At 48.3% G+C, this 25,274-nt stretch carries 24 protein-coding genes and 4 tRNA genes; 12 read left to right on the top strand and 16 right to left on the bottom strand.

The genetic code is table 11. The features are described from left to right. Position 1: 1 nt before the first annotated feature. The 5 genes from ABC502_RS06705 to ABC502_RS06725 are packed head-to-tail and all read right to left on the bottom strand — an operon-like array spanning position 2 to position 5,400. Positions 2-1,147 carry a glycosyltransferase family 2 protein gene (locus ABC502_RS06705; RefSeq protein ID WP_345915321.1) on the bottom strand — a complete coding sequence of 382 codons (1,146 nt, stop codon included), beginning with the start codon at positions 1,145-1,147 and terminating at the stop codon, positions 2-4. After that, positions 1,144-1,659, bottom strand: coding sequence for a serine acetyltransferase (locus ABC502_RS06710; protein ID WP_330086266.1), 516 nt, complete (start codon positions 1,657-1,659; stop codon positions 1,144-1,146). The genes ABC502_RS06705 and ABC502_RS06710 overlap by 4 nt, the downstream gene beginning before the upstream one ends. A 1-nt stretch (position 1,660) precedes the next feature. Continuing rightward, the gene (locus tag ABC502_RS06715) at positions 1,661-2,764 is read right to left on the bottom strand and encodes a glycosyltransferase (RefSeq protein WP_345915322.1); all 1,104 of its coding nucleotides are present in this window, start codon (positions 2,762-2,764) and stop codon (positions 1,661-1,663) included. Next, a complete protein-coding gene (locus ABC502_RS06720; protein WP_345915323.1) occupies positions 2,754-3,962 on the bottom strand; it encodes a TIGR04063 family PEP-CTERM/XrtA system glycosyltransferase in 1,209 nt (402 codons plus the stop codon). Before ABC502_RS06720 ends, ABC502_RS06715 begins: the two co-directional genes overlap by 11 nt. Before the next feature lie 28 nt (positions 3,963-3,990). Next, positions 3,991-5,400, bottom strand: coding sequence for a TIGR03013 family XrtA/PEP-CTERM system glycosyltransferase (locus ABC502_RS06725; RefSeq protein ID WP_345915324.1), 1,410 nt, complete (start codon positions 5,398-5,400; stop codon positions 3,991-3,993). A 196-nt stretch (positions 5,401-5,596) separates the two neighbouring features. Here ABC502_RS06725 and ABC502_RS06730 point away from each other — a divergent pair, with 196 nt between their 5' ends. From ABC502_RS06730 to ABC502_RS06745, 4 genes are all read left to right on the top strand, one after another. Then, positions 5,597-6,235, top strand: coding sequence for an XrtA/PEP-CTERM system exopolysaccharide export protein (locus ABC502_RS06730; RefSeq protein ID WP_345915325.1), 639 nt, complete (start codon positions 5,597-5,599; stop codon positions 6,233-6,235). A gap of 69 nt (positions 6,236-6,304) precedes the next feature. Continuing rightward, on the top strand, positions 6,305-7,891 hold the full coding sequence (locus tag ABC502_RS06735; protein WP_345915326.1) for an XrtA system polysaccharide chain length determinant: 1,587 nt from the start codon (positions 6,305-6,307) through the stop codon (positions 7,889-7,891). Further along, positions 7,888-8,808 carry an XrtA-associated tyrosine autokinase gene (locus tag ABC502_RS06740; RefSeq protein WP_345915327.1) on the top strand — a complete coding sequence of 307 codons (921 nt, stop codon included), beginning with the start codon at positions 7,888-7,890 and terminating at the stop codon, positions 8,806-8,808. The genes ABC502_RS06735 and ABC502_RS06740 overlap by 4 nt, the downstream gene beginning before the upstream one ends. Next, the gene (locus ABC502_RS06745; protein ID WP_345915328.1) at positions 8,780-10,399 is read left to right on the top strand and encodes a TIGR03016 family PEP-CTERM system-associated outer membrane protein; all 1,620 of its coding nucleotides are present in this window, start codon (positions 8,780-8,782) and stop codon (positions 10,397-10,399) included. The genes ABC502_RS06740 and ABC502_RS06745 overlap by 29 nt, the downstream gene beginning before the upstream one ends. Before the next feature lie 39 nt (positions 10,400-10,438). Here the strand turns inward: ABC502_RS06745 and ABC502_RS06750 are convergent, their stop codons facing one another. After that, entirely contained in the window at positions 10,439-11,455 is a 1,017-nt protein-coding gene (locus tag ABC502_RS06750; RefSeq protein ID WP_345915329.1) for an XrtA/PEP-CTERM system-associated ATPase, read from the bottom strand. A 227-nt stretch (positions 11,456-11,682) separates the two neighbouring features. Between ABC502_RS06750 and ABC502_RS06755 the strand changes: the two genes are divergently transcribed. The 4 genes from ABC502_RS06755 (at position 11,683) to ABC502_RS06770 (ending at position 12,059) form a co-directional block, all read left to right on the top strand. Beyond that, positions 11,683-11,758 (top strand) — tRNA-Ala (locus tag ABC502_RS06755). 15 nt (positions 11,759-11,773) lie between these two features. Beyond that, positions 11,774-11,849: transfer RNA gene (locus ABC502_RS06760), tRNA-Glu, on the top strand. 36 nt (positions 11,850-11,885) lie between these two features. After that, positions 11,886-11,961: transfer RNA gene (locus tag ABC502_RS06765), tRNA-Glu, on the top strand. Positions 11,962-11,983: 22 nt separating this feature from the next. Beyond that, positions 11,984-12,059 (top strand) — tRNA-Glu (locus tag ABC502_RS06770). 83 nt (positions 12,060-12,142) lie between these two features. On the opposite strand, the gene ABC502_RS06775 is transcribed toward ABC502_RS06770, so the two are convergent. Then, a complete protein-coding gene (locus tag ABC502_RS06775) occupies positions 12,143-12,751 on the bottom strand; it encodes an arylesterase (RefSeq protein WP_345915330.1) in 609 nt (202 codons plus the stop codon). Here ABC502_RS06775 and ABC502_RS06780 point away from each other — a divergent pair. Both ABC502_RS06780 and ABC502_RS06785 read left to right on the top strand, forming a co-directional pair. Then, positions 12,750-13,469 carry an ATP-binding cassette domain-containing protein gene (locus tag ABC502_RS06780; protein ID WP_330086276.1) on the top strand — a complete coding sequence of 240 codons (720 nt, stop codon included), beginning with the start codon at positions 12,750-12,752 and terminating at the stop codon, positions 13,467-13,469. The two genes, ABC502_RS06775 and ABC502_RS06780, sit on opposite strands and share 2 nt — an antisense overlap. Further along, entirely contained in the window at positions 13,459-15,939 is a 2,481-nt protein-coding gene (locus ABC502_RS06785) for an FtsX-like permease family protein (protein ID WP_345915331.1), read from the top strand. The genes ABC502_RS06780 and ABC502_RS06785 overlap by 11 nt, the downstream gene beginning before the upstream one ends. 23 nt (positions 15,940-15,962) lie before the next feature. On the opposite strand, the gene ABC502_RS06790 is transcribed toward ABC502_RS06785, so the two are convergent. Both ABC502_RS06790 and folX read right to left on the bottom strand, forming a co-directional pair. Beyond that, a complete protein-coding gene (locus tag ABC502_RS06790) occupies positions 15,963-16,856 on the bottom strand; it encodes a TIGR01777 family oxidoreductase (protein WP_345915332.1) in 894 nt (297 codons plus the stop codon). 56 nt (positions 16,857-16,912) lie between these two features. Then, a complete protein-coding gene (gene folX, locus ABC502_RS06795) occupies positions 16,913-17,281 on the bottom strand; it encodes a dihydroneopterin triphosphate 2'-epimerase (protein WP_330086404.1) in 369 nt (122 codons plus the stop codon). 74 nt (positions 17,282-17,355) lie between these two features. On the opposite strand from folX, the gene ABC502_RS06800 reads away from it, so the two are divergent. After that, positions 17,356-18,420 (top strand): AI-2E family transporter, encoded by a 1,065-nt coding sequence (locus ABC502_RS06800; protein WP_330086279.1) that lies wholly within the window; start codon positions 17,356-17,358, stop codon positions 18,418-18,420. On the opposite strand, the gene ABC502_RS06805 is transcribed toward ABC502_RS06800, so the two are convergent. The 5 genes from ABC502_RS06805 to ABC502_RS06825 are packed head-to-tail and all read right to left on the bottom strand — an operon-like array spanning position 18,421 to position 21,677. After that, positions 18,421-18,822 (bottom strand): lysozyme inhibitor LprI family protein, encoded by a 402-nt coding sequence (locus ABC502_RS06805; protein WP_330086280.1) that lies wholly within the window; start codon positions 18,820-18,822, stop codon positions 18,421-18,423. It abuts the gene before it with no gap. A gap of 19 nt (positions 18,823-18,841) precedes the next feature. Next, the gene (locus ABC502_RS06810) at positions 18,842-20,155 is read right to left on the bottom strand and encodes an ATP-binding protein (RefSeq protein WP_345915333.1); all 1,314 of its coding nucleotides are present in this window, start codon (positions 20,153-20,155) and stop codon (positions 18,842-18,844) included. Positions 20,156-20,172: 17 nt separating this feature from the next. Continuing rightward, entirely contained in the window at positions 20,173-20,850 is a 678-nt protein-coding gene (locus ABC502_RS06815) for a response regulator transcription factor (protein WP_330086282.1), read from the bottom strand. After that, positions 20,850-21,104, bottom strand: a complete 255-nt coding sequence (locus ABC502_RS06820) for a PepSY domain-containing protein (RefSeq protein ID WP_330086283.1) — start codon at positions 21,102-21,104, stop codon at positions 20,850-20,852. The genes ABC502_RS06815 and ABC502_RS06820 overlap by 1 nt, the downstream gene beginning before the upstream one ends. Before the next feature lie 60 nt (positions 21,105-21,164). Next, positions 21,165-21,677, bottom strand: coding sequence for a glycine zipper 2TM domain-containing protein (locus ABC502_RS06825; RefSeq protein WP_330086284.1), 513 nt, complete (start codon positions 21,675-21,677; stop codon positions 21,165-21,167). A 249-nt stretch (positions 21,678-21,926) separates the two neighbouring features. Here ABC502_RS06825 and ABC502_RS06830 point away from each other — a divergent pair, with 249 nt between their 5' ends. Further along, positions 21,927-22,244 carry a helix-hairpin-helix domain-containing protein gene (locus tag ABC502_RS06830; RefSeq protein ID WP_330086285.1) on the top strand — a complete coding sequence of 106 codons (318 nt, stop codon included), beginning with the start codon at positions 21,927-21,929 and terminating at the stop codon, positions 22,242-22,244. A 25-nt stretch (positions 22,245-22,269) separates the two neighbouring features. Here ABC502_RS06830 and ABC502_RS06835 read toward each other — a convergent pair whose 3' ends face one another. Continuing rightward, positions 22,270-23,490: an HDOD domain-containing protein gene (locus ABC502_RS06835; protein ID WP_345915334.1), complete on the bottom strand. Its 1,221-nt coding sequence runs from the start codon at positions 23,488-23,490 to the stop codon at positions 22,270-22,272. Positions 23,491-23,642: 152 nt separating this feature from the next. After that, positions 23,643-25,178 carry a sodium/proline symporter PutP gene (gene putP / locus ABC502_RS06840; protein ID WP_330086287.1) on the bottom strand — a complete coding sequence of 512 codons (1,536 nt, stop codon included), beginning with the start codon at positions 25,176-25,178 and terminating at the stop codon, positions 23,643-23,645. Positions 25,179-25,274: the final 96 nt, after the last annotated feature.

Below are 25,274 nucleotides of genomic sequence, written 5' to 3' on the forward strand. Positions count from 1 at the left end.
ATTATTTAGCATCTCCATGGCGTGCGGTACGCTTCCATGCCCCCTGTTGGTTGCCTCGCAAAAAACGCAAGAAACCTTGGGCCAGGGCCACATTCATTGAAACAAAAAAACTGAGGATCGCCAGCCAGGATGGGGTGGGTTGTTTTTGTTGGATCCTGAGGTGACCCACCCAGGCCAGTCCATAAAAAAGTAACTGGCCGGCTAAGGCCGCCTGATACCAGGCAGAAGACAGTAAAAATAAGTTGCTCAGCAAGACCAGCAGCATCAGGTGTGGTCCAAACCAACGCAGGACTTTATGCGACCAATAACACCAGCTTAGAGGGCCTCTTAATGGGGAAAGCGCCCAAAGATGCTGGCGAAAAGCCCGATAATTGCCGAGACCAATCCGTACCCGCCGGCCATACTCATCCTGCAGCGATGGTGCAACCTCTTCGGATGCCTGAGCATTCGTAGTGTAAACAACGTCATACCCTTGGCGTTTGATATTCATCACGATGCAAAAGTCATCCACTACGGTGCTGGCTGGCAAGGGTTGATACAGCGTGCGGCGGATTGCATAAATAGCGCCATTGGCACCGAGTAAAGCGCCTAATGCTGACTCGCTTTTTTTTAAAAATTGTTCGTAGCGCCAGTAAAGACCATCCGAATTAGCGTTACCATCGTCTGTGTGCAGATGGAGTTCACCGCAAACCGCGCCTATCTGTTGTTGGAAGCTCATTACCAATTGGCGGATAGCATCTTTTGCAAAAAAGGTATTTGCATCGGTAAACACCAGAATATCAGCTTTAGATTGGGCAACCAGATCATTTAAAACAGCAACTTTCCCCCGATTTTCGGTGTGCACATCGGCTTGAATCCTTGGGTCATCAAAACTCTGAATGATAGCACCTGTATTGTCCTTGCTGCCATCAGAGGCAACGCGGATATTGAGAGGCCCGGGGTAGTCTTGCTGCAGTAAGTTATGCAGCCGCTCGGCGATGCAACTTTCTTCGTTAAATGCCGATAAGATCACGTCCACACTTGGCCAATGTTCAGGCTGCTGTTGTGTCGGAGTTTTCGGGGTGATGAACAGCTTAAGTAAGAGTGGGTACAAAAAATAACTATACACCAGCAAAAAAATAGCAAGCCAGAACACTGCGGCCATCATGGGTGATCTTCCTGTTTGATGATTCTGGCCGGTATGCCAACCGCGGTTACATGATCCGGTAAATCTTTCACCACTACAGCATTGGCGCCAATTTTAACGCCGTTCCCGACGCGGACACCACCGATAATCTTTGCCCCTGCACCGATGAAAATATTGTGGCCAAGTGTCGGAGCTTTGCCTTTTTCATCGCCGATGACTACACCGCTTTCAATGACAATATTGTCGCCACCCCGTACCTTGGAGTTGATGACGACGCCGCAAGGATGCATCAAAATGAGTCCTTTGCCAAACTGACAACCAGCCCCGAGCACGCATCCATTGATAAACTTATTCAACCAGAGAGTGATAAAAGCCAATGGGGTAAGCCGGTAGCGGATAAGCGCAGAAGTAAGACGGTAAAGGAAGTTGGCACTGCTGCCATCGCTGAGCAGGGTGCGCAGCATGGATACCTGATAGCCCTGCTGCTGCATAAAGTTCTGCTTTTGACGAAGATCCAGCCAAAAAGTTTTCATATCAAATCCTGGCCAGAACGTTCTGAATATTCTGGTGCCAATTAAACCGGGTAGCATGTTGTACAATAACATCTTTTTGCCACGATTTGGTCAGCGCAGCAAGTATAGCTTCAGCTAAAGCCGTACTGGTTTGTGGTTCAACTAAGATCCCGGTTTGCTCTGTGACCACTTCCGGGATGCCGCCAACACGTGTTGCAACAACGGGGGTACCACTGGCGCAGGCTTCAAGCAGCACATTAGGAACACCTTCCCGATAGCTGGGAAGGACAAGCAGTTGTGCTTTACGAATGTGTTCTGCAACTTGATGAATGGGTAAAGCACCATGAAAGGTTACCCGTTCAGCTAGACCATGCTGCAGAACCCGTGCTTTCAGTGCATCGGTTGCCGGGCCCTGGCCAATAAAATGCAAATCACAATCCGTTTCTTTATGCGCCAGGTGAAAGGCATCCACCAGCTCGAAAACACCTTTGGTATCGAGTAAATTACCAACAAACAAAATCTTTTTATCAGTTGCCCCTGTTGGTTCCGGGTAGAACAGCTCAGCATGGACACCATTGTAATTGGTACAAACGGTATCTTTATCTAGCCCGATGGCAATTAGCTTTTGTTGCAGAGCCTGACTGGCGCAGAATATGGCTTTTGCCTGGCTTAGCCAGGTTGTCATCAGATGCCGGCGCTTCGGATACAGAGTATGCTCGTTGACATCAGTGCCATGAACTTTAACCAGAACAGGGAGCGCCTTGTTTTTGGCATACATCAGGCAAGCGACCGCATCAGGAAACGCCCAGGAAGCAAGCAGGTGCGTTGGTTTTTCCTGGTCAATCCAATATTGCTTTCTGGCAATCGCCCATCGTTGGAACCATGGTGTCAGTGAGCGACCAAAGCCAGGAAGCTGAAAGTAGGGCGCATAACTAATGCTCTCGGTTTCGAGGCATTCATGACGGTGTTTAAGCCATTCACGCCAAGGCACTAAGACCAAAACTCGCAGTGCTACCTGCTGCGCCAACAGCTCAAACTGTTGTTTATTAAAACTGGCTCTGTGAGGCGCCCAGGGCACAGGGTACAAATTGGTAATGGCCAGGATGGAAATAGGCTTATCGCTCACCGATTAAGCTCCGGTAAACTGGCAAATAAGCATTTGCTGTGTTCAGCCAATTGCGCTCATTGTGGACAAAGTCCAGGCCATTGCTGATGAGCTGCTCAAAGAGAGCTGCTTGATCAATGTGGTCTAAGATAGCTTTGGCCAGATCCCCGGCTGAATCTGCTTTAAATAATAAACCTGTTTCCTGGTGACGAATCAGTTCACGATGTCCACCTATATCGGAAGCAAAGACAACTTTGCCTTGCGCCATAGCTTCCAAAGGTTTTAATGGTGTCACCAACTCGGTTAAGCGGATACTTTCGCGCGGGAAAATAAGCGCATCAGCCAGGCTGTAGTAGTGACTGACTTGCTCAAATGGCACACGGTCTACAAAGGTAATGACGTCATGGAGTTTGCATTGGGCGACCTGCTGTTTTAATGCGGCCTGCTCATTTCCGCCCCCCACCAATAGTAAATGTATATCAGGACGTTGTTTGCTGATAATGGCCATGGCCTCTACAGCCGTAGCCAAACCTTCGTATTTAAAGAATGAGCCGACAAAGGCAAGCACTTTTTTACCGGTCAACTTAAGCTGCTGTTGCAGCAGTAAATTTGCTTCAGTCAAGGGCTTAAAGCGTTCAATATCAACGGCATTTGGCGTCACAAAAATCTTCTCTGCGGGAATGCCCCGCTGGATTAAGTCACTGCGCAAACCTTCACAAATGCAGCTGATGGCATCTACCCGCTCAAACGCCATCTGTTCGATGTGCTTAATCAGTTTATAACGTAGACTACCTTCTTTGGTTTTACCTGTATCAACGGCCGCATCTTCCCAGAGAGCCCGAACCTCATAGGTCACCGGAATGCCATATTTTTTTCCTACTCTGCAAGCTGCCAGTGCATTAAACATGGGAGAGTGCGTTTGGATAATATCTGGTTTGTGTTGTTGCACCATCGCATCAATATGCTTAGCCAGGTAACTGACATGGTGCATATAATTGACAAAGGGTATGCGACGTAAGAAAGATGATGAAGCCGGGGTACGCTGATAGCAAACACCATCCACATCCTCTGACAACGCTGAAAATTCTTGGTAGCGCTGACTGGTAAGCTGGACTGTTTCAATGCCCAGCATACGTTGATGACGGATAATGGCGTCTGAACGAAGTGAGTACCCACTGATATTTGGTCGTGAGTATTCGAGTATGTGCAATACTTTCAAGAATAACGCCCTAAGTTTATTTTTATCGTTATCGGCCTTTACCGAACAAAACTATCTCAACGGTGCGCACCAGAATCACCAGATCCAGTAACAAACTACGATGTTTGATGTAATACAAATCAAACTTTAGCTTTTCCAGCGCATCTTCAGTAGTAGAGCCATAGGGGTATTTTAATTGAGCCCAGCCGGTCAGGCCAGGTTTTACATTGTGGCGCTGTGCGTAATAAGGAATGTCTTTTTCCAGCTCACAGACAAACTCCGGGCGCTCCGGGCGGGGACCGACAAAGCCCATTTCACCACGGAACACATTAAAAAGCTGTGGTAATTCGTCAATGCGGTACTTGCGAATAACACGACCCACCCGGGTGACACGATCATCGTCTTTGGTGGCCCACTTGGCTCCACCAGCTTCCGCATCGGTCCGCATGCTACGGAACTTAATGATATGAAAAGGCTTTCCATCGATGCCAACCCGAACTTGCTTGTAAAAAATAGGCGCGCCAGTACGACGACCATCTTCTAAATAGATGAGTAGAGCAGTAATAGCCATAATCGGCCAGGTTAAGGCTAATACGAATAGTCCAAGTAGGAAATTAAGACGGTAATCAAGATTGGTTTTTAACCACTTTTTGTTATCAAACCCATTGGAGTATATCACCCAGCTTGGGTAAATCAGGTTTACCGCAATCTGCCCGGTTTCTTGCTCAATGAAATCCAAAATTTCTACTACATCAATACCACGAGTTTTGCACTTAAAAAGATGCTCCACCGGCAGCATATTGCGTCGTTCGTCACAAGCAATCACCATCTGGTCAATGGCATTCTCCATCACAAATTGAAAGAGGTCTTCTTGTACGTTCAAGTCAAGAATGGTTTCATTTTGCAAAGCACCATCTTTATCGCCATCAACCCGGACAAAACCAACAATCTCGAAATTCCGTCTGTCTACTGTGCGGCGCATGCGTTTTTCGATGATGGAGGCACGTTCACCCGCACCCAGGATCAGCACCCGACGACGACTTATCCGCGTGACATCATGGTAGTGAAAAAAGGCCCGGAAACTGCTGATCAGGACAATCGAAATCGTGGTAGCAATCAGCATGTACCAGCTATTAATTGCGATGGAGTCAAATAGGTTAAACACCACGACTTCGAGCAGAAATGCACTGAACAACATGGTGATGATAACGCGTTTCAAAACACCGCGATGACTTTCTCTGAGCTGCTGGTCGTAAAGCCCTACAGAGAGCGCGCACAGCATAACCACAGATGCGAAAATAGCGGCATTAATCAGGCGTACATCAAAAGGGATAGGGCTGATAAAGTGCTGGGACAGGTAGCTGGCAGCAAAGCTGGCAAGTAGCAACAGAGCTAACTCACCGAGCAAAAACAAATGATCAGCAAGCGAATTTTTTCCGTAACCGGTAGCCTTGTTCATAATTAATCGTCCTTGTGCATCCTATGCATTTAATACATCAGAACCTGGCGAGGTAAATTGCAGGCTTTAAAATCTAGCTCACTAAGTATACTATTTCCACTGTGAAACGGAAATAATTTTTTGCATTTCCTACATCACAGCTAAAAAAATACGTTATAGTAGTAGCGCCTGGTTAGGGAATCGAGGGACCAAATCCATGAAAGTAAAACGAATACAAGGAATTCGCGGTCTATTGTTGGCCGCAGTCACGTTTTTTCTTAGCGCTTGTGGCAGCTCCAATAGCTTGCCATCCGCTACTGTCCATGACTCATTAACAACATCGGTCGGAAACTACCAATACCTGGTCGGTCCGGGTGATAGTTTAACAATTTTTGTCTGGCGTAATCCGGAGCTATCCGGTTCCTTTTTGGTGCGGCCTGATGGGATGATTTCAACATCACTGGTTGAAGATATACCGGTAAGTGGTAAAACACCCACCCAAGTCGCTCGTGATATGGAGCAGGTGTTGGGTCAGTTTATCCGGGATCCGATAGTCACTGTTTCTGTTGCTGGTTTCGTTGGTCCTTACAGCGAACAGGTAAGAGTCATTGGTGCGGCCGTAAACCCCAGAGCAGTCAGTTACCGCCAATACATGACTATGCTTGATTTAATGATTCAGGTGGGCGGATTAACTGATTTTGCCAGTGGAAATCGTGCTCAGTTGGTGCGCACAGTGGATGGCCGCCAGGTGAGTTATCGGGTGCGGTTGGATGATTTAATCCGCGATGGTGATATTCGGGCCAACGTCGATATCTTGCCCGGTGATATAGTTATTATTCCTGAAGCCTGGTTTTAAGCCGGGCTTTCATCTGATGGAAAATCACATCGAATTATTGGTTGTATCCGCGAAAGCAGGGAGCTGTACATGAAGGAGCTGAATCTCGCGATTGAGCAATTGATGATCCAGTTGCATGGTATTTGGATCCGTCGACGTTATATTATTATTACTGCCTGGTTGTTATGTCCTATTGGCTGGTACCATGTGTACAAAATGCCACCAGTCTATCAAGCCGAAGCAAGAGTTTATTTTGATACCCAAACCATTCTGGAGCCTTTGTTACGTGGGTTGACGGTGTCTACCAATCAACAGCAGCAGGTGCAGGCATTGGCCAGAACTGTATTGACGCGGCCAAACCTGGAAAAAGTGGCTCGCCAGGCTGACCTGGACCGTCATGCTCCTACAGCACAGGAGTTTGAACGTTTGATTGATGGTCTTGAACGGAATATATCACTTCGGTTCAATGCCCGGGGGCGTCAGAGCGACAATATTTATACTCTGCATTACACCAATAGTGATCCTCGTGTGGCTTTGCGTGTTGTGCAGGAAATGCTCAATGTTTTTATTGAAAGCCGGTTAGGGACCAGTAGAGCGGATCAGCTATCTGCCGAGCGCTTTTTAAATCAGCAAATTGCAGATTACGAGCGCCGTTTGCTTGCCGCGGAGCGCAAACGCTCTGAGTTTCGACGTAATCAAATGAATGTTTTGTCTGGTGGGGAGGCTAGCTATTATGCCCGCATCAGCAATCAGGAATCGCAGTTGTCTGCAACTATGTTAGAGATCCAGGAGTTAGAGGTTCGGTTGGAAGGTATGCGACGCGAGCTGGCTAATCTAACCTCAATGAGCAGTGAGGGGCGCCAACCCAGTACCCAATATGATGCAAGAATTGCAGAGCAGCAAGAGCGGTTGGATGGGTTGTTGATGCGTTTTACCGAAAATCACCCGGATGTGATTGAGACCAGCCGTTTAATTGAGCGACTGCAGCAGCAGCGGGATGAAGAGCTGGCCATGTTGCGCCAGTTGAGTACCAGCGGCAGCAATAACCCTGCGCTGATGCAGAGTGCTTTGTATGAGCGATTGGTTACCACTATTTCTGAGTTGGAAGGTGAAATTGCATCCCGTCAATTAAGAGCCGGCGCCATTCAAGAGCAGATTGCAACCTTGCGCAGCCGATTGCATTTAATCCCTGAAATCGAAGCTGAATATGCCGCCTTGAACCGGGATTATGAGATCAATAAGTCAAACTATGAAGCCTTGTTATCCCGCCGGGAGGCTGCAGACATGGCGCGTCGTGTAGATGCTTCGGAGTCGGATTTACAATTTCGTGTCATTGATCCACCCCGAGTACCAATGTTGCCAGCCGGGCCAAACCGCCTGCTGTACTACACCGCAGTGTTACTGCTTGGGGTTGGGGCTGGTATTGGTATAGCTTTACTCCGAAATTTGTTATCACCGGTTCTCACCAACAGATTGCAGTTAAGAGCTATTTCAAGTTACCCGGTTTTTGGTGTTGTGTCGCACACCAATAAAAATGCAATTGTCCGTCAGGTTCGTTTGCACTTTTTGTACTTCGTTTTACTGAGTGGTTTGTTGTTTTCAGCTTATCTTGCTTTAATTGGAAATGAGATATTGGTTGGTCAACCTGCAGCCATGTTGTCGAGGGTTTTGCAATGAGTACCATTGAAAAAGCTGTAAAAAAGCAAAGTGAATTGGATGCACAACAAGAGCAGAGTATAGGCAGCGAAAGCACACAGGAAGCGTTGAATGTAGCGAGTAGTAAAGTTGCTGATGAGCGAGCAGACAAAAATCTGCGTCGCGAAGCCTCGGACAAGGCAGAGATGGTACGGCAGAGCTACCTGGCAAATGCCACTATTCAGCTTGATTTAGAACATTTGGAGTCGCTGAACTTTGTCTCCCTTAGCCCTGAGCGGCGTATTATTAATGAAGAGTTCCGCTCCATTAAACGTAAATTACTTAACAACGCTTTTGGTGGTTTGAGCAACAGTCTGAAGCATCCGAACCTTATAATGGTGACCAGCTCGAGGCCGGGGGAAGGAAAAACTTTCACAGCGGTCAATCTGGCGCTCAGCATGGCGTTGGAAAAAGATAAAACTGTGCTGTTGGTCGATGCTGATGTGCTGCGGCCGATGGTGGCAAAAACTTTACGCTTTACTACCGAAAATGGTTTAACCGATTACTTATCGACAGATGATCTGAATGTTGAGGATGTATTACTCAGCACCAATATCGATCGTTTGAAAATTATCTCCGCGGGTAAGCCTCATCATTTATCTACCGAGCTACTTGCCAGTGAGAAAATGCTGCAGCTTGCGACAGAGTTCGCTACCCGCTACCCTGATCGGGTGGTTATCTTTGATGCTCCACCCTTGCTCGGCGTGAATGAAACATCAGTATTGGCAGCGATGTGCGGCCAGGCCGTGGTGGTAGTGGAAGAGAATCAAACCAAAATTACTGAAATTGATCAGGCTGTGGCATTGCTGCCGGAGGAGTTAGCGGTCGGCTTTGTCATCAATAAAGCGCATCGTAATCAAGGCAAAGGATATGGCTATTACTACAGTAACAGCAACTAAGCCGTTCATACTCAAGTACAATGTGCTGGCAATGTCGATCATTGCCATTTGCTGTCTACCTTCGGCTTTACGTGCTGATAGCAGCTTCAGTCCGGCATTGGAGCTCAGCTCTCATGGCTATCAGTTGAAATCAGCACCCGCTATGGCAACCGATAAAGGTGCTGCATTGGAAGTGGTACCTTCTATTGGCTGGCGCTATCAAGGACCAAGGATGCAAAGTCGGGTGGATCTTAACCATCAGCGTGTTTGGTATAAGGATAGCCAACGTAGCCCCTACAGCTTGAATGAGTTTGATGCAAGCAATAGCCTCTCCGGCTTTGACCGTCGTTTGGTGTGGACACTGAGTGCCAGTCAGAATCATCAAATTCGCGGGGGAGGTGAGGGGGCTGGTTTATTTCAGGATCGCATTACAACAGTGGGAAGTTTAAGTCGAACCAATCGCTATGCCAGCAATCTCCGATTTAGCAATGCCCGCCATAAAGAGGCACAATTCGCACTCAATTTGAGTGCGAATAAACTGGAATCAAGACGGCCTGAGCAAGATGATCTCTTCGGAAATATTGACAATGAGCAGTTCGGTGTCAGCTTTACGACATCGAAAGCACATCAACACGGTGGGGTATTCTGGCGTGGTGGTGGCTCAGCTTTCCGAACCCACCGCGATGATAGAGATCGTTTGATAAGGGATAACGGCCAATTACAGATTGGGATCCCGGTATTGCCAGGACTGGCATGGATGCTAAAAGGAAATTATGAGCAAAATAGCATTCAAAACTCAGACTTCACCAATGAATTCAGCTCGGTGGGTACTGGCTTTGAGTGGTACTTTGGTCGGGTTTCTCGGCTTAACTTTACTTACAACACTGTATTAAGTGATAGCGAGCAAGCCGACTTTGTCGGAGCTGACTTTTATCTGGCACCCTCGCGTCGCTCTTCTTTATCTGGTTCCTGGGATAAGCGCTATTTTGGCCGTACCGTACAACTGGCCGGTGATTATCGTCTGCGCTTTTTGACCATGCGTTTATCCTACACCGATCAACTGACCGCCCGTAGCTTTTTAGAGGCTGAGTTGGTGAATCTGGGCATTTTTGTCTGTCCGGATGGGGCGGCTGATATTGGCGATTGTTTCACCCTGCCTGGTCCGGGTTATGAGCCTGCTGCCAATGAACGACTGCAGCAGTTCTTTGATCTTGATTTGAATATTCGGGATGATGTGATTTTAAATCGGCAAGGGGCTTTTGCACTTGGCTACAACAGGAGCCGGCTAACTAGCAGCCTGGAGCTGTCCAGCAGCGAGCTGCGCTATGTGGAACAAAATCGGGTAGATAGGCGACACAATGCCAGGCTGCAGGCCTCCTGGCGTTTAACACCACACAGCCGTTTACGTACAAATGTACGAGGTTATAAGTACAGCTTTGGTGCAAGCGATCGCGACGATAAAAGCTGGCAATATGAAATCGGCTGGGGACGGGATTTATCATCCGCTTCAGATATCAACCTGACAGCACGACACAGCCGGAGAAGCTCAACTGTCGAGAGCTTTAACTACCGTGAAAACCGCTTGTCAGTAAGCTATATGTATCGCTTTTAAAGCCTCAGCAGCCCGTTAATGACAGTAACGGGCTTTCAATTAATTTTCTTCCGGTGGATGCTTTTTTTGCAAGCTGCTTTGCTGTCTTTGGATCAGTTGGTCCAGCTCTTTGGCAAGTTTTAATTTGGTTTCCAATGAGCTGTCGAGTAGCTGATTGATTTCTGTCAGCATTGCAGATTTGCTGCCATCCTGAGGTGTTGCCTGTAGCTCTTGAGTAGGCTGGGTGGCAGAAATGGGCGTTAAGTTTGCCACTTCATCCATAATTTCATCAATCACTGCCTGTACATCGGCTGCTTCAATAAAAGGCTTCTCTTCCAAATAGCCGTACAAGAACACTCTGTCCATCAAGGTATTTATTTTACGTGGAATGCCACGGCTAAATCCTTGGATCAAGGGGAAGCAGTTTTCGGCCAGCACAGGCTCAGTGGCACCGGCTTGTCGGATCCGGTATTCCACATAAGCACGGGTATCCTCAAGCTGCAAAGGTGTAAGATTACTCGAAGCGATAATGCGCTGGCGGAATTGCTCCATATCTGGAGCTTGTATCACGGCATTTAGTTCATTTTGTCCAAGCAAGAAGCTTTGCAGCAGCGGCTTGCCATCTGCCATAAAATTGGACAGCATTCGCAGCTCTTCAATGGCTTCCAATGGAAGATTTTGTGCTTCATCCACTAACAGCAGTGCACGCCTGTGTTGAGCGTGCAGGCGCTTTAAAAAGCTACCAATGGCGTCTAAATAGGAAGCTTTGCTTTGCTCGCTAACTACCAGGTTAAAGCTGGAGGCTATCATACGAATTAGGTCGTCCGGTGATAAACGGGACGTCACAATTTGCTTGGCAATGATTTCGTCCTGATTTAACTGGCTAACTAGTTGATTGGCAATGGTAGTTTTACCGGTACCAACATCTCCGGTAATCACGATAAAACCTTCCCCCTGGCTCAGACCGTACTGCAAATAAGCCAAGGCCCTTTTATGCAATTTGCTGGCGAAAAACCAGTTTGGGTTGGGGGTAAGCTGAAAAGGGCGCTCCTTAAACCCGTAGTACTTCTCGTACATAGTCCATTCCTGTGTGAAATCGCAAAAAGTTCCTGATGCAAGTTGCATACTACCACTTTTGCATGAAAGCGTGAACACTGGCCGTAATTTGCTGCAAAATTCAACGTCACGTTTAAAAAATACGCGAACAAAACAAGGTGCTGAAAAAACTGTTGACAGCTGAGAGGGGTATCCCTAGAATGCGCTCCGTGTTCAGCGATAAACCAGTGCGATGAACACGCCCGTGTGGGGCTATAGCTCAGCTGGGAGAGCGCTTGCATGGCATGCAAGAGGTCAGCGGTTCGATCCCGCTTAGCTCCACCAAAGATTTTTTCGTGCGTCCCCTTCGTCTAGAGGCCTAGGACACCGCCCTTTCACGGCGGTAACAGGGGTTCGAATCCCCTAGGGGACGCCAATTAATCTTATCAAGTTGTGCTACTGTTAGTATTGCGTCCCCTTCGTCTAGAGGCCTAGGACACCGCCCTTTCACGGCGGTAACAGGGGTTCGAATCCCCTAGGGGACGCCATTTACAGTCAGCTACTTCCTAAGTCCCCTTCGTCTAGAGGCCTAGGACACCGCCCTTTCACGGCGGTAACAGGGGTTCGAATCCCCTAGGGGACGCCATTTCTTTTTTAGTGTTGAGTTATTAGTTTTAAGTGTTAAGTTAAAACACTCAACACTCAACACTCAACACTCAACACTCAACACTACTCTGCCACCAGCCCAGCAAACCAGCTTTTCATCTGTTGCTTGATAATAGGCTGCGCCTCACGATTGGGGTGAATGCCATCGGGTAGCATCAAATCCTCATTCAATGCAATCTGCTCCATAAAAAATGGCCACAGCGGTAGTTGGTAACGCTCGGCCAGTGCTGGGTAGAGTCCTTCGAACTGGCGGGTATAGCGCGGGCCCAGATTGGGAGGAATACGAATTTGCATCAGTAACACATCAGCACCTTGTGCCTGGCTTAGCTCAATCAGTTGCGTTAAGTTTTGTTCAAGTTGTGCTACCGCAAACCCGCGTAAGCCATCGTTGCCCCCCAGCTCAATCAACACATAATCTGGTTGATGTTGCTCCAGCAGGGCGGGCAAACGGGCCAGGCCACCGGCTGAAGTTTCACCACTGATGCTGGCGTTGATGATCGTAAGCGGCAATTGCTGCGTATCCAACCACTGCTGTGTCAAATACACCCAGCCTTGTTGCTCCTGCATGTTGTAGGCCGCGCTCAGGCTATCACCCAGCAACAACAACCTTTTCGGCTGCGCATAAGTCGTGGTACTGTAAACAACAAACAATAGAATTAAGAATGCACGCATGACGTTATCACCTGAAATTGATATTAAAGCGACCCGTTTAACCAAACGGGTGAAACTCACTGAAGGATCACTGACTATCCTGAATGATTTGCATTTAACAATCAAGCGGGGCGAGTCGGTGGCTATTGTCGGTGCCTCTGGTTCGGGCAAGTCCACCTTGCTCGGCATACTGGCTGGTCTGGATACAGCCAGTGAGGGGGAAGTCTTTCTGGCCGGGCAGCCGCTGCATCAACTGGATGAAGATGCCAGGGCGGGTTTGAGGGCCAGTCATATCGGTTTCGTTTTTCAGTCCTTTTTATTGCTGCCAGGTTTAACCGCACTGGAGAATATCACCTTACCCGCAGAATTGGCTGGAATTCGTAATGCCAAAGAGCGGGGTCTAGCGCTGTTGGCGCAAGTGGGGCTAGCCGAGCGGCGGGATTTTTATCCAACACAGTTGTCAGGTGGTGAGCAACAGCGGGTTGCTATTGCCAGGGCTTTTATCACGCAACCAAAAATCCTGTTTGCAGATGAGCCTTCTGCCAATCTGGATGAACGAACTGGTTTGCTGGTGGAGGATTTACTATTTAATCTGAATCAGCAACAAGGAACTACCCTGGTGTTGGTAACACACAAGACAGAGTTAGCAGAGCGTTGTCAGCAACAGTATTTGATGCATCATGGCCAGTTGGAGCAACAACTGCAGTCTGAGCTTCAGGAGCAGCGGCATGTGGGCTAGTATTGCCTGGCGTTTATTCTGGCGTGAGCTAAAGCGCGGTGAGCTGTGGGTGATTGCCTTTGCATTGTTTTTGGCTGTATTTTCAGTGGTGATGTTGACCGGCATTACTGAAAGTGTGCGCTCCGCATTGTACCAGCGCAGTGCCAGCTTTCTGGCTGCCGATCTAGTGCTGCGTTCCAGCAGGCCATTTCAGCCGGAATTAATCGATACGGCCGACAAGTTACAACTGCAACAAGCACAGCAAATGTTGTTTGATTCCATGCTGTTTTCTACAGATGAAATGCAACTGGTGACGGTAAAAGCAGTCTCCAGTGCTTTTCCATTGCGTGGTGAGTTGCTGTTGCGACGTAGTAGCCAGCCTGGGCAGGGCGACCTTGCCAGTTTCCGTCAAGGTGAGATCTGGTTGGAGCCACGCTTGCTGAGTTTATTGGCGGTCAGCCCCGGTGATAGCCTGGAACTTGGCATGGCATCGCTGCTGGTTGCCGGTGTCATTGAAGCGGAGCCCGATGCGCCGCTCAATGTATTTGGCGGTAATCCACGAGTGCTGATGCACCTGGATGATGTAGCCGCAACCGAAGTTGTACAACCTGGCAGTCGTATCGGCTATCGCTACTTGTTTGCCGGCAGTGCTGCGCAACTGGCTGAGCTGCGGCAGCAACTGGATCCGCAGTTGTCGGTGCATGAGCAGTGGCAAGAGCTGGACCCGGAAACCGCCATAGGTGCTGCGATGCAGCGGGCAGAGAGCTTCCTGCTGCTGGCGGGGTTACTCGGTATTGTACTAGCAGCCAGTGCCTCGGCGGTAGCGGCCAATCGCTACCGCCAGCGGCATGCAGAAGCAGTGGCCGTCATTAAAGCGCTGGGAGCAACCACAGCGACTGCCCGTAAAATCTATTGCAGTCACTTGCTGTTGGTAAGTGTTTTCAGTTCAGTGCTGGCGATAGCTACTGGCATTGTATTGGTGGTCTTTATTCAGCAGGGGATCCAACTGTGGATGGAGGATTACCAACCGGCATTTAGCAGCCGCCCATTTGGGATGGGGCTGCTTACTGCATTGATTTGTGCCGGACTTTTTGCTGCCCGACCGGTTTGGCAATTGGCGGCGGTGCCGGCAATAGCTGTGCTACGGCAGTTGCCTGCATGGCGTTTTGATGTCTGGCATCTGGCAACTGGCGCGCTGGCTGTCTGGTTGCTGATGTGGCTATTTAGCCGAGAGCTAGTGCTTAGTCTTATACTGTTCGCTGCTTGTGTGGTGTTTGCCTTGGTGTTGATGGCCTTGGCTGCTGTGCTGGTAAAGGTGGCTAAGCCAATGGCGGCAGGTCAAAGTTCGGCGCTTAAGTTGGCATTGGCCAATTTGCGCCGACGGTTGTGGCAAAATAGCTTCCAGTTGCTGACTTTTAGTATGGCGTTGTTTTTAACCCTACTGTTGTATTTTCTTCGGGTAGAATTGTTGGATCAATGGCAGCAGCAAATCCCTGAAGGTGCACCGAACCAGTTTTTGGTGAATATCTCAGCTGCTGAGCGACCTGGCATAGAAGCCTTTGCTGAGCAGCATCAACTGCAACTGGATGCCTTTTATCCGATCGTTCGCGGTCGTTTGACGGCCACCAATCAGCAACAGCTGCGTCAGAGGGCCAGCAAAGAGGAGGATACAGAACGGGTTGGTGTTGGCCGAGAGTTGAATCTGACCTGGACGGAGCAATTGCCGGCCAATAATAGTGTACTTGCCGGACGTTGGTTTGATGCACAAACGACTGCTGAAGTATCGGTCGAATCCGAGCTGGCAGAGCGTCTTGGCATAGAGCTGGGGGATGAACTTGAATTTTCTATCGGCGGGCGCACAGTATCTGCCAGTGTCAGTAGTATCCGGCTGGTGGATTGGAATACCTTGCAGCCAAATTTCTACATGATCTTAAGTGCCGATTTGCTGGCCGATTTCCCGGCCAGTTATTTGAGCGCTTTTTATCTGGAAGCTGAACGAGCGCAGGTGCTAAACCAGTTAAACCGCGAATTCCCAACGGTGATTGTGCTGAATGTGGATGCCATTATCCAGCAAGTACAGGATATTATTGCCCAGGTTACAATAGCGCTCAGCAGTATTTTGTTGCTGGTTTTTGCCGCTGCAGTCTTGGTATTGGTGGCGCAGGTACAGGCTACTATGGAACAGCGAGAGCAAGAGTTGGCGATTTTACGTACCCTTGGTGCCCGCTATGCTTTTTTACGTAACGCTATGTTGTTGGAATTTGCTGCACTTGGCGCCTTAGCCGGTATTTTGGCAACCGTGCTGGCCGAAGCCGTGTTAGGCGTATTGCAATTCCGCTTATTTGAATTGCCATTTCAGTTGCACTGGAACCTGTGGTGGATTGGTCCTGGTTTTGGCATGCTGGTGGTTACATTGCTCGGCTGGTGGCAGTTGCGGCAATTGCTTGCCATCCAAAGCTCGGTGTTAATGCGTCGGGCAATTTATTCGTAACGAAAGGGCGCATTGCAGCGCCCCTATAGTTTGAGCTGGAGCAACGCTTCGCGTAAATCCGGGTAGCTGAATTGAAAACCTGCATCCAGCAGTTTTTTAGGATAAACATTCTGGCCATATAGTAGCAAATCGCCCATTTCGCCAAATAATAATCGCACCATAACGGCGGGCATGGGCAAAAAGGCCGGCCGTTTTATTCGCTCTGCCAGCAGCTCTGTAAAACGTGCATTTGTCACCGCTTTGGGGGCGGTTGCGTTGACAGGGCCTGATAGTTCACTGTGACTGAGTAAAAAGTCGATTAAGGCTACCATATCATCCAGGTGGATCCAGGACATATACTGGCTACCATCCGCAATGCGACCACCTAAACCCAGCCGAAAAGCTGGCAGCATTTTTTTTAATGCGCCACCGTGGGCGGCCAAAACAATACCAGTGCGCAATAAGCATACCCTGGTGCGTTCACTGGCTGCCCGCTGAGCCAGATTTTCCCACCGCGCACAAATATCATGGCTGAACTCCGGGTAAAAATCCTGGTGATTTTCATCGATGCAACGCTGATCTTGCCGGCCATAATAACCAATGGCCGATCCACTGATAAAAACTGATGGCGGTTTGTGGGCCTGTTGAATTTTTATACTAAGTTGTTCGGTTAATTGCCAGCGACTTTGGCAAATCCTGGACTTCTGTTGTTTGCTCCAGCGCTTGTTGGCGATGGGCTCACCTGCTAAATTGAGCACTGCATCAAAGCGGTTAATATCAACGGCTTCCAGTTGTTCACAGCAAGCAACATCATGGCCAAACAACGATTTCACTCTACCAGCATCACGGCTTAAGACTGTGATTTGATGCTCGGGTAGCCACCGATGAATGATGGCTTGGCCGATCAAACCGGTGCCTCCGGTAATGAATACATTCATAGCGAAATCCTTGTCGATGTTAGCATGATGTTTTATTGTATCTCAGTATAGCGGTATCAGCGCTGTTTGGTCACTGACAAGGTAAGGGATACAGAATCGGCGAAGCGCAGTGCGTGCGGTTTATCAATTTCTACTTCAGCGTACAACACTGAACTGTGCTCGGCGGTAATGGCCAGCACATCGGCAGTGAGTTTTTCCAATAATGAGAAACGATTGTCTTCAACAAACTGGATGATTCGTTTTGTAATGGTACGATAATTAAGTGCTTTGCTCATATCGTCACTGTTTGCTGCCGCATCGGCCAGGTATTGAATTTTGGCGTTGATTACGACATCCTGCTTGTTGTTGATTTCGTCCTCGTTGATACCGATGTAGGTACGCAGCCGCAGATTTTTAATGCGAATAATCGCCGGGTTTAATTCCATCATTGAAGAGTCCTGGTTGTTTTTATTCATTACGTTTATTAGGCCTTTCCCGATCAAAGAATGCAAGGATGTTTATGACAACTGCTCCTGAATCCAATGCGACCCGAGTCCTGGTAGCTTGTGCTGCGCTGGTTATTGTCCTGGCAGGCATCAAAGCGGCAGCCGCCATTGTGGTGCCTTTTTTACTGGCACTTTTTATCGCCATCATATGCAGTCCACTGATTCAGCTATTGCATCGCTGGCATCTGCCCAAGCTGGCTGCTATTGGTTTGGTTATAGTGCTTATACTGGTGTTTGGAACTTTCTTTGCGACCATTGTAGGCCAGTCGCTAACGGATTTGACCCGGAATATGCCTGAGTATCAGGCCAGGTTAAATGGAGTGGTTTTACAACTGCTGAGTTGGTTGGCAGATTATCATTTAGTGGTAGAGCCACGGCAAGTGCTAAGCCAGATTAATCCCGGTTCAGCCATGACGTTAGCGACCAATCTATTAGCTGGCTTGGGAACCATGCTGACCAATACACTTTTAATTCTGTTAATTGTGGTTTTTATGTTGTTGGAGGCGCACAGTATTCCTGCCAAAATCCAGCTGGGAATGACCAATCCTGAGCATCGTCTGGCCCAGGTGCAGCGCTTTTTAGGCTCAGTAAATCGCTATATCGCTATCAAAACCTTGATGAGCGCCCTGACTGGTATGGTGGTTGGTATTTTACTTTGGTTGCTCGGTGTGAGTTATCCGCTGTTGTGGGGGATGTTGGCATTCTTATTAAATTACATTCCAAATATTGGTTCCATTATTGCTGCTGTGCCTGCTGTTCTAATCGCATTGGTTGACGGAGGCCTGAGCCTGGCGGTGGGAACCACACTAGTCTTTGTGGCAGTCAATCTGGTGATAGGCAATATGCTTGAGCCCAGACTGATGGGGCGAGGACTGGGGTTATCGACTCTGGTGGTGTTTTTGTCGTTGATTTTCTGGGGCTGGATGTTGGGGACTGTGGGTATGCTGCTAAGTATCCCCTTGACCATGATTGTGAAGATTGGCCTGGAAAATAGCCCGAATGGCCGTTGGATTGCGGTATTGCTGGATTCTGAAGAACAAACCCAGCTGCGCGATGATTTGGATGACAAACTGGTTTAATTATTGTGCTACCAGCGCTTCCAGTTGCTCAGCTCGCTGCTTAATTAATTGCAGCTGGCAGCGTTTGTAAAGCGCTGCCCCTAGTTGCACATCGGGGAGTTGCAACTGATATTGCCAGCGGCATTGCTGCTCTTTTAATTGCTGAAAACTTTGCTGCGAGCTTTTGAAGCTGTTGTAGGCGGCAGGCCGGCCTGTACGTTGGCGGTGCTGTTGCAGTACAAACTCATGGTGTTGCTCCCATTGGGCTAAGGTTCGTCTGGACTTCACCAACTCCTGATCGTAGCAACTGAGCTGTTGTTGGTAGCGTTGTTGCTGGCTGCCACTTTCCGGCCAGGGGCAGAGTTCTTCAATCGCTGCTGTATGCAAGCTCACCGAGAGCAGGGTAACGCTAAGCATGTTCATACCGACCTCGTATTGAAACTCAGATATCTGGAAAGCTCAGATGAAAACGGGCACCGCCAAGTTCACTGTCGCTGATCGCTAACACCCCATTATAGGAGCTGACCAGCTCGGCGACAATGGATAAGCCTACACCATGACCTTCCTGGTAGGTATCCAGCCGGGTACCGCGTTGGAATAATTGCTGGCGACGATCTTTGGGAATGCCCGGACCATCATCTTCTACTATCAGCGTAAAAGGATGGCTACTTACTTGCAACCGCACTTTCTGATCGCAAGCCTTGCACGCATTGTCGAGCAAATTACCCAGTATTTCCATCATATCGGTTTCATCGCCTTTAAATGCCATGTCATCCGGGCACTCGACTTCAATCTGACAGCCCTTATGCTGGTATATTTTACCAAGCGCTTTCACCAGTTTTTCCAGCACCGGCTTTAATGAAATTTGTTTTTTCCAGACATCCTGGCCTGAGCTGCTGGCGCGTTTGAGCTGATGATCGATCATGGCGCCAATCCGATCCAATTGCTCTTTCAGCTCGGGCTGCTCACTTAGCGGGGATGTATGCAAAACAGCCAATGGCGTTTTTAAGGCATGAGCCAGATCACTCAGGTGATGACGGTAACGTTGTTTCTGGCGGTTCTGGCTGGCTAGCAACAGGTTTAAATCTTCTTTTAGCGCCATCAGCTCGGTAGGGTAGTTACCGCTCAGCTGTTCTTGCTTGCCGCTTTCTACCCGGCGGATTTCATGATCCAACATAGATAAAGGGCGGGTGGTCCAGCGATAGGCCAACAGCATCACCAGTAAAAGAACTAACGCGATTCCCAGATACCAGCGGATCAAGGTATGCAAAAAACTCTGATGTGCGGTATTCAGTAAATGATCTGCTTGCACTACATGAACTGTTAGGGGAATCGTACGTTCCCCTTGATCAAACAACAGGGCGATCGACAGCACCCAATATTTGTGACCGTGTTGCAGATCCGCTCTAAAGTCACTTTTACCTGGTAATAACTGCAACAATTCAGGTTCAAATTGCTGGGTAATGGATGAATCTGACTGCCAGAGCACATCCTGTTCACTGGTGATAAAAGCACTTAAGCCGGAGTTTGGTCTGGAAAAGTCTGGAGCCAGTGCTACATTACTAAGCTGGACTTTGTTCTCAGATACCTGGATCTCAGATAAAATAGCATACAGATGCACTTCAAGCTTTTGCTCGGTATTCGTGACCAACTGGGTATAAAAAGCGCGCTCAATCGCCAGAAATGAGCTGGGCAGCAGAAAGGCGAACAGCAGGAGGCTGATCAACCCCTGCCGCAGCTTAAGGGATAAGGTCATAGCGAATCGATACTTAGTCAGTTGACCGACAGGGTAAAGCGATAACCCCGGCCCCGCAACGTTTCTATCGGTTTTAACTCGGCTTCAGGATCCAGTTTTTTACGCAATCGCAGTACAAACACCTCGATCACATTGCTGTCCAAATCGAAGTCCTGATCATAGATGTGTTCGGTCAACTCAGTTTTCGAAATCACTTTATTTGGATTCATCATAAAGTATTCAAGCACTTTGTATTCATAAGCGGTCAAACTTATTTCTTGCTCATGAAGCCAAACTTGTTGAGTACGGCTGTTCAGAGCCACCGGTCCGGCAGATAAGGTTGGATCTGGTTGACCTGCCGCACGCCGGATCAAAGCATTGCAGCGGGCCAGCAACTCTTCCATATGAAAAGGTTTGGTCAGATAATCATCAGCACCTGCATCCAGCCCTTCGACTTTTTCCTGCCAGCTGCCACGGGCAGTCAGAATAATGATCGGAGTTTTGATGTCCTTTTTACGCGCTTTGCGTATCAGGCTCAGGCCGTCCAGATGAGGTAATCCCAAATCTATGATAGCCAGATCATAGGGGTATTCACTGATCTTAAAATCACCGTCACGGCCATCAAAAGCCATATCCACACTAAACTGTTGTTCCGTCAGGTGGTTGCGGATCTGGTTAGCCAGTAATTGCTCGTCTTCTACTACTAAAATTCGCATTAGCGATCATCCCTTGTAACGCGCCCGGTTCTGCCATCGACCACCAAAGTGACCACGCGGCCATCCCGCTGTAAAACCCGGATACGGTAATTCTGCTGCTCTGTTTTTACATTGAGCACCCTTCCCGGGTAACTTTGAACTGCAAGCTCAGTGGCCTGCTCTTTGCTGATACCTGAGCCAGTTGCGGCAACATGCTGAACTGGCAACAGTGAAAGTAAGACAACCAAAAACAGGATTGTTGTACTACGTAACATGGTTAGCTCCACAAAATTGTCAGATGATTGTCTTGCATCCTGGGTTGATGTCCTGGTTGATTAGTAACCGGGTCGCACACTGACCTGTACTGGTAATCGTGGTCCCGGATCATAATCCAGCATGGTTGTGTAGTGACGACCACGCAAGCTGTAACTGACTTCATAGCCATCTAATACATTGTGGTACTGTACCGAACTCTGCACAACCCGGCAACGTTCTTGATAGACGGTTCTGGGTTGATTGTTATGACGTTGCACATCACTGACCACAGCTCCACCCAATACGGCACCAGCAGCCATGCCAACCCGCTTGTTGCTTTTGTTGCGGCCTATCGCATGGCCAAGAGCACCTCCCGCAATAGCACCTAACACAACCGGGGTGGTGTCAGTACGCTGGTTGCCACGATAGTGAACAGCTTCAGTATGGCAGACCTGTTGTGGGCTATGGCTTGCAACCGTGCGGTATATGGGTTCCACCTTCGTCACTCTGGCATACTCAAGGTGTTGCGTATGCGCCAGGGCGGAGCCGGCAACCAGGCTGGATAAAGCGGCAAAGACAGGGAGCATTTTCATCATAAGCACCTCGCGTAATCTACTTTATCAGCTTAGAGGGTGCATGCTTAATTTTGGCTGAATCATGCAGTAAAAATATCACCTTTCCGTGTGAAAAAAAATTGATCTATTTATTTTTATTGTTATATTAATTTAACCTGGTTAACTTAATGGTTGCTGAAAGTGATTTGTCTTGTGTTTCCAGGTTGCAAGAGTTGGTAATTGCTTTGCCTTCGGGCAGTGCAGCAACCTTAAATGGAGTTTAAAATTATGAAAACATTTGTATTTGCTTTTTCTATGATGGTAGTTGCTCTGGTTAGTCATCAGTTGTTCGCTTTGGAGGCGAAGCCTCAGCACAGTATGAATAAGGCTCAGAGCGTGGCTGCGGTACAAAAAATTAGTCTGAATACTGCCAGCGCTGAGCAATTGGCCTTGATACCAGGTATTGGTGAGCAAAAAGCCGCTGCTATCCAGCAGTACATTGCCGAGCATGGTGCTATCCGTAATGAGCAACAGTTAACTGAAGTTCGTGGCATTGGCCCCAAACTGGCTGCCCAAATGGCGAATTATGTCCGTTTTGACGACTAAGCTCTGTGTGATAAAGGATGGGGTATTAGCTGTCCCCCATCACTCTCATTTGCTCATTAGCCCAATAAATAGCTTCATGATAGGCATCGGGTACTTTATCTGCAGGTAGCTGCAATGTCTTGATTAAAAGGCTGGCTTGTTGCCAATCGGCATGTTCATACAATTGCATCAGTTGCATATAGTCGGCTAAAACGCCTTCACCTGCTACCAGGGCTTCTTTGATATCTTTTGCCAAAGGCAGTTTCTGCATCACCGACTCGATGGATTCGTCTAATAATGCATCCATCAAAGACATCATGCCGGTCAGGTAGGCCTTTGAACAGTCTGAACCATGTAATTTTGCCAACCCTTCGGCAAATTTGGCTCTGGTCATGGATAAGCGCATCAACTCTGCCGGTTTATCGCTGCTTATCTGGGCAGTGAACAACAGAGATAGAAATTTTTTCAACTCATTTTGACCTAATATCACCAAGGCTTGCTTAATGGTTGCTACTTCGGTGCGACGCTTAAAAATAGCCGAGTTGCTGTAGCGTAACAGCTTGTAGGACAGGCTGACATCGCGCTCAAAAATAGCAGTGATACTGCCTAGATCAATTTCTGGTTTAGAGGTTTCGTACAGCAGTTCGGCCAAGGTCATTTGGGCCGGTGACAGTGCTTTGGTTTGCATCATTTCCGGCTTGGAAAAGAAAAAGCCCTGGAAGTAATCAAAGCCAAGCTCGAGAGCTATTTCAAACTGTTGATTTGTTTCTACCTTTTCTGCTAAAAGCTTGATGTGAGGATAGTCTGTAATGGCTTGTTTTATGGTCTGAATTGTATCGACGCTGGTGGTAAGGAAATCGATTTTGATAATATCAATAAAAGGGTAAAAGTGCCGCCAGACACTCTGGTGTTCATAGTCATCCAGCGCCAGGGTATAACCTTCTTTTTTGAGTTGCTGGCACTCGGCAAGTAGGCGTTTGCCAGGCTGGATGGTTTCGAGGATCTCGATCACCACCTGCTCTTTGGGCAACATGGCTGGGTATTTTTTTTGAATGGTATCCAGAGTGAAATTAATAAAGCCCAGTTTGTCATCCAGAAAATCTTCAATGCTAAAGGAAAACTGACTGCCTTCGATCATTTTTGAGGTGGCTTCATCACCATCAATGTCTGGAAAAACATTGTCGAGACTATCGCGGAAGAGCAATTCGTAAGCAAAAAGCTTTTTGTCTCTATCCAGGATGGGTTGGCGTGCAGCATAGAAATACATAGGTGCTGTGTTCCTTTCATTCGGTGCGGCCAGTTAACAATGGCTGATGTATCTTAAAGTTAAGTTAGTTTATAGCTGGTTGAGTTGGGTGAAACAAGAGAAAAATACAACCAAAGTTGAGTGCCCTGAGCGAAAGCTCAGGGCATGGGGACTTAGTCCATATCGGTTTTAAGACGACGCTCCATTTTGTCAAAATCCTGCAGGATGCTGGCAGAGGGTTCAGCCGACAGTTTGCTGACCAACACTATGGTGATGGCACTGAGCAAGGTGCCTGGAACGATTTCGTACACATAGCTGCTCAGCGTTTCACCGGCAATGGTTATCGGGGCATAGATCCAAAACAGTACTGTGCCAGCACCAACCAGCATGCCGCTTAAAGCACCGGCATAAGTCATTCGTTTCCAATACAGGCTGAAGATAATCAGTGGACCAAAGGCCGCGCCAAAGCCAGCCCAGGCATTACCAACCTGTGACAGCAAGTTTTGACTTGGATTCAGCGACAGAGCTATCGCCACTGCCGCAACGATCACCACTGAAATCCGACCCACCAATACCTGCTCACTATCGGATGCATCACGACGCATAAAGGCCAGATAGAAGTCTTTGGTCAGTGAACTGGATGTCACCAGCAACTGAGATGAAATGGTACTCATGATAGCTGCCAGGATGGCAGCTAGCAGGAAACCCCCAACCAGCGGGTGAAACAGGATTTGTGACAACACAATAAAGATGGTTTCTGAGTCTGCTAGCTGACCATGTTCATCCAGGTATGCCGCGGGTCCTAAATTGCCTGTCTGGGTAGCCATATAGACTGCACCAATAATACCGGTCAGCATGGCACCAATCAGGGCAATGATCATCCAGCTCATACCAATACGGCGCGCCATCTTAAAGTCTTTAATGGAGCGAATCGCCATAAAACGTACGATAATGTGTGGCTGCCCAAAATAACCCAAACCCCAGGCCAGCAACGAAATTACTCCTAGCACAGTAGCACCATGCAATGGGTTGAGCATGGGCTGATCCATCCGGGCAATTTCCTGCATCACGGGCTCGGAGCCACCTAAAATGATGAAAGCGGCTACCGGTACCATGATAAGTGCAATAAACATGATGCAGCCTTGCACAAAGTCAGTCATGCTCACCGCCAGAAAGCCTCCGAATAAAGTATAGGCAACCACTACGCCAGCAGTAATCAATAAACCAGTCTCATAATTCAGACCAAAGGCATTCAGAAACAAGGTACCCCCGGCATAAACACCTGCCGCCGTATAGAGCGTAAAGAAGACGATAATGACTACTGCTGATACCAGTCGCAGCGCCCGGCTTTGATCGTTAAAGCGATTCTCAAAGTAATCGGGCAGGGTGATGGAATCTTTGGCAACATGGGTATAAGTACGAAGGCGCGGTGCTACAATCAAATAGTTTAAATAGGCGCCCACCGTCAGGCCGATGGCAATCCATACCTCGGAAAAACCCGCGACAAAAAATGCGCCGGGTAACCCCATAAGCATCCAGCCGCTCATATCGGAGGCTCCGGCGGATAAGGCTGTAACCCCAGGGCCGAGCTGGCGGCCGCCCAGCATATAGCCGGAAACATCACTGGTAGAGGTGCGGTAGGCGTATAGCCCGATGCCAAGCATGGCAAGAAAATAGATGGCGAGGGAAATAAGCGTGCCTGTTTCCAAAGTAAACTCCTGTTATTTGCATAAACACTGTTGTTGTAGTTCTACTGCAAGTGCTCATGCTAACAAGCTATGCATGGAAGTACCAGCCCCGCCGTT

Source organism: Alkalimonas sp. NCh-2 (genome assembly GCF_039631345.1).
Classification (GTDB): Bacteria; Pseudomonadota; Gammaproteobacteria; order Enterobacterales; family Alteromonadaceae; genus Alkalimonas; species Alkalimonas mucilaginosa.

Coding starts and splice junctions, on each gene's coding strand:
- ABC502_RS06705 (WP_345915321.1), bottom strand. CDS start 1,147: ATGATGGCCGCAGTGTTCTGGCTTGCTATTTTTTTGCTGGTGTATAGT.
- ABC502_RS06710 (WP_330086266.1), bottom strand. CDS start 1,659: ATGAAAACTTTTTGGCTGGATCTTCGTCAAAAGCAGAACTTTATGCAG.
- ABC502_RS06725 (WP_345915324.1), bottom strand. CDS start 5,400: ATGAACAAGGCTACCGGTTACGGAAAAAATTCGCTTGCTGATCATTTG.
- ABC502_RS06730 (WP_345915325.1), top strand. CDS start 5,597: ATGAAAGTAAAACGAATACAAGGAATTCGCGGTCTATTGTTGGCCGCA.
- ABC502_RS06735 (WP_345915326.1), top strand. CDS start 6,305: ATGAAGGAGCTGAATCTCGCGATTGAGCAATTGATGATCCAGTTGCAT.
- ABC502_RS06740 (WP_345915327.1), top strand. CDS start 7,888: ATGAGTACCATTGAAAAAGCTGTAAAAAAGCAAAGTGAATTGGATGCA.
- ABC502_RS06745 (WP_345915328.1), top strand. CDS start 8,780: ATGGCTATTACTACAGTAACAGCAACTAAGCCGTTCATACTCAAGTAC.
- ABC502_RS06750 (WP_345915329.1), bottom strand. CDS start 11,455: ATGTACGAGAAGTACTACGGGTTTAAGGAGCGCCCTTTTCAGCTTACC.
- ABC502_RS06780 (WP_330086276.1), top strand. CDS start 12,750: ATGACGTTATCACCTGAAATTGATATTAAAGCGACCCGTTTAACCAAA.
- ABC502_RS06775 (WP_345915330.1), bottom strand. CDS start 12,751: ATGCGTGCATTCTTAATTCTATTGTTTGTTGTTTACAGTACCACGACT.
- ABC502_RS06785 (WP_345915331.1), top strand. CDS start 13,459: ATGTGGGCTAGTATTGCCTGGCGTTTATTCTGGCGTGAGCTAAAGCGC.
- ABC502_RS06790 (WP_345915332.1), bottom strand. CDS start 16,856: ATGAATGTATTCATTACCGGAGGCACCGGTTTGATCGGCCAAGCCATC.
- folX (WP_330086404.1), bottom strand. CDS start 17,281: ATGGAATTAAACCCGGCGATTATTCGCATTAAAAATCTGCGGCTGCGT.
- ABC502_RS06800 (WP_330086279.1), top strand. CDS start 17,356: ATGACAACTGCTCCTGAATCCAATGCGACCCGAGTCCTGGTAGCTTGT.
- ABC502_RS06805 (WP_330086280.1), bottom strand. CDS start 18,822: ATGAACATGCTTAGCGTTACCCTGCTCTCGGTGAGCTTGCATACAGCA.
- ABC502_RS06810 (WP_345915333.1), bottom strand. CDS start 20,155: ATGACCTTATCCCTTAAGCTGCGGCAGGGGTTGATCAGCCTCCTGCTG.
- ABC502_RS06815 (WP_330086282.1), bottom strand. CDS start 20,850: ATGCGAATTTTAGTAGTAGAAGACGAGCAATTACTGGCTAACCAGATC.
- ABC502_RS06820 (WP_330086283.1), bottom strand. CDS start 21,104: ATGTTACGTAGTACAACAATCCTGTTTTTGGTTGTCTTACTTTCACTG.
- ABC502_RS06825 (WP_330086284.1), bottom strand. CDS start 21,677: ATGAAAATGCTCCCTGTCTTTGCCGCTTTATCCAGCCTGGTTGCCGGC.
- ABC502_RS06830 (WP_330086285.1), top strand. CDS start 21,927: ATGAAAACATTTGTATTTGCTTTTTCTATGATGGTAGTTGCTCTGGTT.
- ABC502_RS06835 (WP_345915334.1), bottom strand. CDS start 23,490: ATGTATTTCTATGCTGCACGCCAACCCATCCTGGATAGAGACAAAAAG.